General features: G+C 36.4%; 9 protein-coding genes. 3 read left to right on the top strand and 6 right to left on the bottom strand.

Annotated features, from left to right (window positions below):
- The coding region (locus BM088_RS20400) for an ISAs1 family transposase (protein ID WP_143085057.1) at window positions 1–333 on the top strand (333 nt) is incomplete at its 5' end.
- A 2-nt stretch (window positions 334–335) separates the two neighbouring features.
- Window positions 336–620: a hypothetical protein gene (locus BM088_RS20395; RefSeq protein WP_091989114.1), complete on the top strand. Its 285-nt coding sequence runs from the start codon at window positions 336–338 to the stop codon at window positions 618–620.
- A gap of 4 nt (window positions 621–624) precedes the next feature.
- Here BM088_RS20395 and BM088_RS20390 read toward each other — a convergent pair whose 3' ends face one another.
- Window positions 625–1,080, bottom strand: a complete 456-nt coding sequence (locus BM088_RS20390) for an RNA-binding S4 domain-containing protein (protein ID WP_091989110.1) — start codon at window positions 1,078–1,080, stop codon at window positions 625–627.
- A 156-nt stretch (window positions 1,081–1,236) separates the two neighbouring features.
- Here BM088_RS20390 and BM088_RS20385 point away from each other — a divergent pair, with 156 nt between their 5' ends.
- Window positions 1,237–1,923: a hypothetical protein gene (locus BM088_RS20385; RefSeq protein ID WP_091989107.1), complete on the top strand. Its 687-nt coding sequence runs from the start codon at window positions 1,237–1,239 to the stop codon at window positions 1,921–1,923.
- Between the two features lie 46 nt (window positions 1,924–1,969).
- Here BM088_RS20385 and cysQ read toward each other — a convergent pair whose 3' ends face one another.
- The 5 genes from cysQ to cysD form a co-directional block, all read right to left on the bottom strand.
- A complete protein-coding gene (cysQ, locus tag BM088_RS20380) occupies window positions 1,970–2,740 on the bottom strand; it encodes a 3'(2'),5'-bisphosphate nucleotidase CysQ (RefSeq protein ID WP_091989104.1) in 771 nt (256 codons plus the stop codon).
- Complete coding sequence (cysC, locus tag BM088_RS20375; protein ID WP_091989102.1) at window positions 2,740–3,339, bottom strand: adenylyl-sulfate kinase; 600 nt, start codon at window positions 3,337–3,339, stop codon at window positions 2,740–2,742. The genes cysQ and cysC overlap by 1 nt, the downstream gene beginning before the upstream one ends.
- A gap of 14 nt (window positions 3,340–3,353) precedes the next feature.
- Window positions 3,354–5,081 (bottom strand): SLC13 family permease, encoded by a 1,728-nt coding sequence (locus tag BM088_RS20370; protein WP_091989099.1) that lies wholly within the window; start codon window positions 5,079–5,081, stop codon window positions 3,354–3,356.
- Between the two features lie 65 nt (window positions 5,082–5,146).
- Entirely contained in the window at window positions 5,147–6,577 is a 1,431-nt protein-coding gene (gene cysN / locus BM088_RS20365; RefSeq protein WP_091989096.1) for a sulfate adenylyltransferase subunit CysN, read from the bottom strand.
- On the bottom strand, window positions 6,578–7,477 hold the full coding sequence (gene cysD / locus BM088_RS20360) for a sulfate adenylyltransferase subunit CysD (RefSeq protein ID WP_091989093.1): 900 nt from the start codon (window positions 7,475–7,477) through the stop codon (window positions 6,578–6,580).
- Between the last annotated feature and the right edge of the window lie 35 nt (window positions 7,478–7,512).

Genomic DNA, 7,512 nt, shown 5'->3' with positions numbered 1-7,512 from the left:
GTTCACGATAAATTGGCAGGCACAGATACGACAGAAACACGCTGGTATATTAGTTCATTAGACCAAAATGCAGAGCAAGCACTCAATGCGGTACGTAGCCACTGGCAAGTTGAAAGTATGCATTGGATGCTAGATATGACCTTTAGAGAAGATGAATCGAGAATACGTAAAAAGCAAGGTCCGCTTGTATTTAATGTAATGCGAAAGATAGCTATGGCACTATTCAAACAAGATACAACCAAGTCAGCTAGTATGGCGAGGAAAAAGAAAATGGCAGGGCTAGACGATGATTATCGCTCAACCCTGCTAGAATCTGGGATTAAAATGCGCTAGCCGTGTATAACCGTTTTGTTGAATCAAAAAATGTTGTATCTGGAAAGTCTTTTATAGGTAGAGTTACAGTATCAAAAACTTATCAAAACAAAGAAACCTCTGAAGTTTTAGTTCAAGATACAGGTCGTGCTATTTTTAAGCAAAATGGTAAATGCTATATAGAAAAGGTAAGCTCTGAGATGTCTAAAATGGGAATGCCGTCTGGAGTTGTACCTTGTCCTGGTGAAAAGTCTGCCAATGAAGCTGCCTATGCGACAGCTATGGGTAAATGGTTAAATAAGCAGTAAGCCTCTATCCAAAAGAAATTGGCTTACGACCCGTTGTTTCTGATTTACCTTGATTGGGGTTTAATTTTGAGCGGTGACCAGTAGGGGCTGAAGTATTTTTTGCTTTATTCTTCTTTTTACGTAATTTTGATTTTGCATTTTTTGAAAGCTTAGTTTCTTCAACTGTTTCAGGCTCAGTAGTCTCTGCATTGTCCGAAGGAAGAGAGTCTAAACTCATGCCATCTTCTGCAAGTGATATTTGATATAAGTTGCCACCAAAATTAAGGATATCACCACCAAATACTTTTCGACGTTTTTGAGTGCAAACTTCATCATTTAAGCCAACATAACCTTCACTGATCATCGTTTTTGCTTGACCTCCACTTTCAACTAAATCAAGTATTTGTAATAAATTACATAGCTCTATAGGTTCTTCTTGCAGTTCAACTTCAGCTACGATTTCAAGTGAATTATCTGACATTTTGGTTTATCTCATTCTGGAATTTAACGACATACAAGTTAATTATAACGTGAACTAAATTATTTAGCTTATAAAATAACTTGTTTTAACTTGTTTTAACTTGTTTTAACTTGATTACGGGTGTAATTTGTAGTTTTAAATTATATAGGCGCTTTCATGAAAGGGCTCTTAATGATTCTTTTGGTTTTATTATCTGGGTGCCACACTCCTAAAATATATATTATCAATCAAGGTTATTCACAAAAGCAGCTATCAAGCTTTAAACAAGCATTTAAGCAGCAGGGATTAACTGTGTATGACTCCCAAGTTAATATCCCGCAAGAATTTACTGATGTCGCTCTTGCAACAAATATTGGTTTTTCAGATCAAGAATTAATTAATAAAGTTCAATCCATATTAAATGGATTCGAACTATCAAATGCAGAACATTATCGTTTTAAGCAAGGTAACCATTATTATTCTGATAATAATATAGGGGTGTATTTGAAGAATCCCAACCGATTAGATAAGGAAGACTTGCCGCCTTACTTGACGACACAAAATTGTATAACCGCAGATGCAACTTTACAATTGAACAAGTCAGGGAAGTTTGTTTTGGAGTACGAGAATCGACCCTATACAGACGATAAACTGCATAAAGTGTCGGGGTTTTGGCGTTATGTAGGGGGAGAACTGATCTTAACGGGAAAATTGGTCGAACCGCAATACTATCAACAGTCTAATGAAACCATGCAAACGCATCTAGGGCTAAGGCCGGGGGAAGTATTTAAACCTAAAATGAACAAACATAGCTTACCTGCTTTAAATTGTGAATTTTCGATTGTTTATATGGATAAAAAGTAGGGGATTGAATAGCGCAAATTAATGCGCTATTTATAGGTATAGATGATTAACCTTTTAGAGATGAAACTATAAAGAAAGGGTTTAAGTAAGATTCTTTTGTATTATAAAGAAGTGGACTACCATCAAGTTGTGTAATTGTTGCGCCAGCTATTTCAGCGATAGCATGGCCAGCGCCAGTATCCCACTCACTAGTAAGGCCCAATCTTGGATATATATCTGCTGAACCCTCAGCCACTAAGCATAGTTTTAATGAACTACCTTTTGATACCATTTCTACAGCATCAAATTGTTTAACATATTCTGCAAGCTCTGGTGATGGATGAGAGCGACTGCCAACTACACGAATTACTCCTTTCGCTTGCTTTAGTTCAACCTTGAGCTGTGTTCTTGATTTGCCATCATCTTTAAATGAGCCAATATTTTCTTCAGCTAAATAAGAGAAGCCTAACGCAGGCGCATCGACTACAGCTAATACGGGTTTGCCATCACGAATAAGTGCAATGTTGACCGTAAACTCACCATTCTTTTTGATAAACTCTTTAGTGCCATCTATAGGGTCGACTAACCAGTATTCATTCCATTTCTGACGCTCCTCCCAACTAATATCAGCGCTTTCCTCACTTAATATTGGTGTAGCAGGGCTTAATGACTTTAAGCCAGCAACAATAACTTTATGCGCTGCTAAATCAGCATCTGTTACTGGGCTTTTGTCATCTTTATATTCAATATTAAAGTCTTTGTTATAAATCGCCATGGCTGCTCTACCTGCATCTCTGGCTATTTCTAATAATGCTTCTAACATGTTTGATTGACTCATTATGAAATCACTCCATTAGCTTTCAAATGAGTAATAAGCTGTTCAACAGATTGTTGAATTGAGTTCTCACTTGTATTTAATGTGATTTCAGCTGATGTAGGTTTTTCATAGTCAGAATCGATACCAGTAAAATTCTTAATTTCACCCGCGCGGGCTTTTTGATACAAGCCTTTGGGGTCTCGGGTTTCACATACATCAATTGGGGTATCTAAAAACACCTCTATAAACTCACTATCTCCTACAAGCTCACGTACTAGTTGGCGTTCGGCTGAAAAAGGAGATATAAACGCACTTAAAACAACAAGCCCTGCATCAACCATGAGTTTGGCTACTTCACCCACTCGACGAATGTTTTCCTGTCGGTCTTCATCAGTAAAGCTTAAATCTTTGCATAAGCCATGACGTACATTGTCGCCATCTAATAAGTATGTATGTACACCCTGTTCATTTAGAACATATTCTAATGCGCCTGCAACTGTGCTTTTTCCTGAACCTGATAATCCTGTGAACCAAAGGATGCAAGGTTTATGTTTTTTTTGTTGTGCTCTGTCTTGCTTAGATATGGCGTGTTGATGCCAAATTACATTTTCATCTTTCATTTGAAACTCTTTGTTTAAAATGGAAAAACCAAAGGGATTAAAATAATCGCGGTGATTGAATAAACGATCGAAAGCGGGAGTCCCATAACGATATAATCTTTTAATTTATAATTCCCTGCACTATATACCATCAAGTTTGTTTGATAACCATAAGGTGAAATAAAACTGGCTGAAGCACCAAAAGCGACTGCCATGATGTAAGGCAGCGGGCTTACATCAAAGCCTAAAGCTAACGAATATGCGATTGGGAAAGCTAAAGCAGCAGCTGCATTATTAGTAATGAGCTCTGTGCATAGTAAAGTTAAAATAAATATGGCTATAAAGGCACCATATGCTCCCCAATCACCCAGAACAATTAATAGTACATTGGATACTTCTTGTGCTAAACCAGTACTTATCATAAGTTTAGCGAGGCCTATTGCACTACCTACAATAACTAACAATTCAACAGGAAATCTGCGTTTAATTTCATTAGGCTTAATGATACTTGTTAATAAATAAGCGATTAATAAAACCATTAAACCTTTAACTAATGGTACAACCCCAGTAATTCCCAGCGCTAATATCGCTAGAAAGCTGCCAAAGACACTATGAGATTTCTTATCATTTAAATAAGTTTTTAAATCCAAGCCTGAAATATAAACAAATTCTCGTTTTAAGTTCTTACTTTCATAAAACATAGGTGTTGGCGCTAATATTAAAGCATCACCAGCTTGCAATTGAATTTTTCCCAAACCGCCTTGTAGCCTATCATGACCACGACGAACGGCAATAACAGCAGCACTGAATTGCTCTCGGAATTTCGCTTCTTTTAATGTTTTTCCAATAATGGAAGCACCATGACTTACAACAACTTCAACTAAATGTTCAACATTCATTTCATTTTTATCATGAACAACTTTTAAACCGTCAAATTGAGACAATAAAGGTACGGATTTTATGTCACCAACAAACATTAAAACGTCATTTTCTTTTAAAATTTGTTGCGGTGTAATTGCGCTAAGGCGTTTACTGTCACGTAGAATTTCGGCTAAAAATAGATCCTTTAACTCTCTAAGTCCATTTTCTTCAATACTTTTACCAATGAGCTTAGAGCCGGGAGTTATCTTTCCTTCTAAATAGAAAGGGAGAACCTCTTCTTCATTCTTACCGTTGTCAGGTAGAAGCTTAAGCATTAATAAAATGGCGATTAAACCCGAACTCAAAACGCCAATGCCAACTAAAGTAAAATCAAAAAAACCTAATGGTTTCATACCTGCATCAACAGCAAAACCATTGATAATTAAATTTGTTGAAGTACCTATTAAGGTTAAAGTGCCACCTAAAATTGCCGTGTACGATAAGGGTAATAATAACTTAGAGGGTGCGTGTGTTGGGTTTTCTTTAACTGCTGAAATGAGTGTTGCAACGACAGCTGTATTGTTAGTAAAGGATGATAAAAAAGCAGTTGATAAGCCTAATTTGGTTACCGATTGTGATAATGTTCCTTTCGCTAGTGAGTTGGATAATTTTCGAACCAAGGATGTTTTTTCTATGCCGATGCTTATTAGCACAAGTAAAATGAGTGTTATAAGAGATGGATTTGCAAAGTTTATTAGCATATTTTCTAGATTAATTATGCCTGCCAAATAACTTGTGCCAATTGCAGAAGCAAATAACCATGCTGGTTTAACCTTAGTGCCAAATAAACAAAGCACTAAAATAACCATAATTCCGGTTAATGTTAACTGCGAATAATCCATTTTTTACCTTTTAAAGTTATCAGTTAAGCCCTAATTAATATATAGGGCTTAGTTTTATATTACGTTTATAGCTTTGTTATATCTAGTGCTTGCCAATGGGGAAAGTGCTTTCGTACTAAAGTATTGAATTCAAGTTCAAATTCACTGAAATTAGTTTCACTTTTTTCAGTATTGAGAACTTGCTCTACCATACCCGCAGCAATTGTTAGATTTGATAGTCTATCAATTAAAATAAATGAACCTGTTTCTTTATTATTGCTATAGATATCAGCTAAGACTTCTTCTGATAAATCTAAAGTCACAATTGCAATTTCATTTAATTGTAAGCTGTCAGCTTGACCTTGCTTAAGTGTATTAACATCAATTGTATGATCGATTTTAGTCACTCTAACAGTGGTCTTTTTGCTCGCAACTTTAATATTATATTCTTTGCCTAATATTAAAGGTTCATCGTGCATCCAAACAATTTTAGCTTGCAGTTTATTGCTTACAGTAGCTGTTGAGTTAGCAGATACAATGACATCACCGCGACTAATATCAATTTCATCGTTCAGTGTCAGTGTTACTGCTTGACCAGCTTCTGCTTGATCTAAGTTACCTGTAAAAGTGACGATTTCTTTGATGCTAGATACTTTACCCGATGGTAATGCTTTTACTGCATCACCCACTTTAATCTCACCAGAAGTTAAAGTACCCTGAAAGCCTCTAAAATTTAAATTAGGGCGAATAACATATTGCACAGGGAAGCGAGCTTCAAAGTCAGTATTTGCACCTGCCGCTGGAGAATCTTCTAATAACTCTAATAATGGCTTATCAGTGTAATAAGGCGTTTTAGTTGATGCATTTACAACGTTATCACCTTTAAGGGCTGAAATAGGGATAAACTTAATATCTGCTTCATCAATATTTAATTGCTCTGCAAATTTAATGTAATCAGCTTTGATTTTGTTATAAACCGTTTCATCAAAATCAACAATATCCATTTTATTGATAGCAACAACAAATTGTTTTATACCTAAAGAGTCGCATATAAAGCTATGGCGCTTAGTTTGTACTTGAACACCGTAGCGGGCATCAACTAAAATAATCGCCACATCACTTGTAGAGGCGCCAGTCACCATGTTACGTGTATATTGCTCATGGCCAGGCGTATCAGCGATGATAAATTTACGTTTTTTAGTTGAAAAATAACGGTAAGCTACATCAATTGTGATGCCTTGCTCACGCTCAGCTTGTAAGCCATCAACTAATAAAGCTAAATCAAGCTCTTCGCCAGCATTACCTACTTTTTCATTATCTGAATGAAGTGCAGCTAACTGATCCTCATAAATTTGATGGCTATCATGTAATAAGCGACCAATTAAGGTTGACTTACCATCATCTACGCTACCACATGTAAGCATACGTAACAGGCTTTTATTTTGATGAGTCTCAAGGTAGGTATCAATACCTAATTCTTTTACTTCATTCACTGTTGCTGACATTAAATCAGTCATTTAAAAATACCCCTCACGTTTTTTCTTTTCCATTGAGCCAGCTGAATCTTTATCAATTGCACGGCCTTCACGTTCTGATGAAGTACATAACAACATCTCTTCAATAATACCTGGTAAAGTGTCTGCATCAGATTCAACTGCACCCGTTAATGGGTAACAGCCTAATGTTCTGAAACGAATAGACTTCATTTGCGGTACTTCACCTTCTTCAAGAGGCATACGTTCATCATCAACCATGACTAACATACCATCTCTTTCAACAACAGGGCGCTCTTGTGATAGATATAAAGAGACAATATCTATATTTTCTTGATGAATATATTGCCAAATATCAAGCTCAGTCCAGTTAGATAAAGGGAAAACACGAATGCTTTCGCCTTGATTGATTTGGCCGTTGTAGTTATTCCATAACTCAGGACGTTGATTTTTAGGATCCCAGCGATGGTTTTTATCACGGAATGAATAAACACGTTCTTTAGCGCGAGATTTTTCTTCATCACGGCGTGCACCACCAAATGCGGCATCAAAACCGTATTTAGTTAAAGCTTGTTTTAAGCCTTGGGTTTTCATGATATCAGTATGCTTACTTGAACCATGTGCAAAAGGGCTAATGCCCATCTCTAAACCATCTGGGTTTTTATGTACCAATAAATCGAAGTCGTACTCTTTGGCTATTTTGTCGCGAAATTCAATCATTTCTTTAAACTTCCAGTTGGTATCAACATGAAGTAGAGGGAATGGAATTTTACCCGGATAAAATGCTTTACGTGCTAAATGCAATAAAACAGATGAATCTTTACCGATAGAGTAAAGCATGACTGGATTTTCAAACTCAGCAGCTACCTCTCGGAAAATTTGGATACTTTCAGCTTCGAGTTGCTGAAGATGTGTTAAAGCCATGATTTTGAGCCTTTTACAAAAATATAAAGTGTCAA

It is taken from the genome of Pseudoalteromonas denitrificans DSM 6059 (genome assembly GCF_900112265.1).
In the GTDB taxonomy this organism is placed as follows: domain Bacteria; phylum Pseudomonadota; class Gammaproteobacteria; order Enterobacterales; family Alteromonadaceae; genus Pseudoalteromonas; species Pseudoalteromonas denitrificans.
Note: the sequence above shows the minus strand (reverse complement) of the source record. Positions and strands in the feature narration are given on the sequence as shown.

Excerpts from the sequence above, each read along its gene's own strand:
- cysN (WP_091989096.1), bottom strand. The coding sequence starts at position 6,577 with ATGACTGATTTAATGTCAGCAACAGTGAATGAAGTAAAAGAATTAGGT.
- cysQ (WP_091989104.1), bottom strand. The coding sequence starts at position 2,740 with ATGAGTCAATCAAACATGTTAGAAGCATTATTAGAAATAGCCAGAGAT.
- cysC (WP_091989102.1), bottom strand. The coding sequence starts at position 3,339 with ATGAAAGATGAAAATGTAATTTGGCATCAACACGCCATATCTAAGCAA.
- cysD (WP_091989093.1), bottom strand. The coding sequence starts at position 7,477 with ATGGCTTTAACACATCTTCAGCAACTCGAAGCTGAAAGTATCCAAATT.
- BM088_RS20390 (WP_091989110.1), bottom strand. The coding sequence starts at position 1,080 with ATGTCAGATAATTCACTTGAAATCGTAGCTGAAGTTGAACTGCAAGAA.
- BM088_RS20385 (WP_091989107.1), top strand. The coding sequence starts at position 1,237 with ATGAAAGGGCTCTTAATGATTCTTTTGGTTTTATTATCTGGGTGCCAC.
- BM088_RS20370 (WP_091989099.1), bottom strand. The coding sequence starts at position 5,081 with ATGGATTATTCGCAGTTAACATTAACCGGAATTATGGTTATTTTAGTG.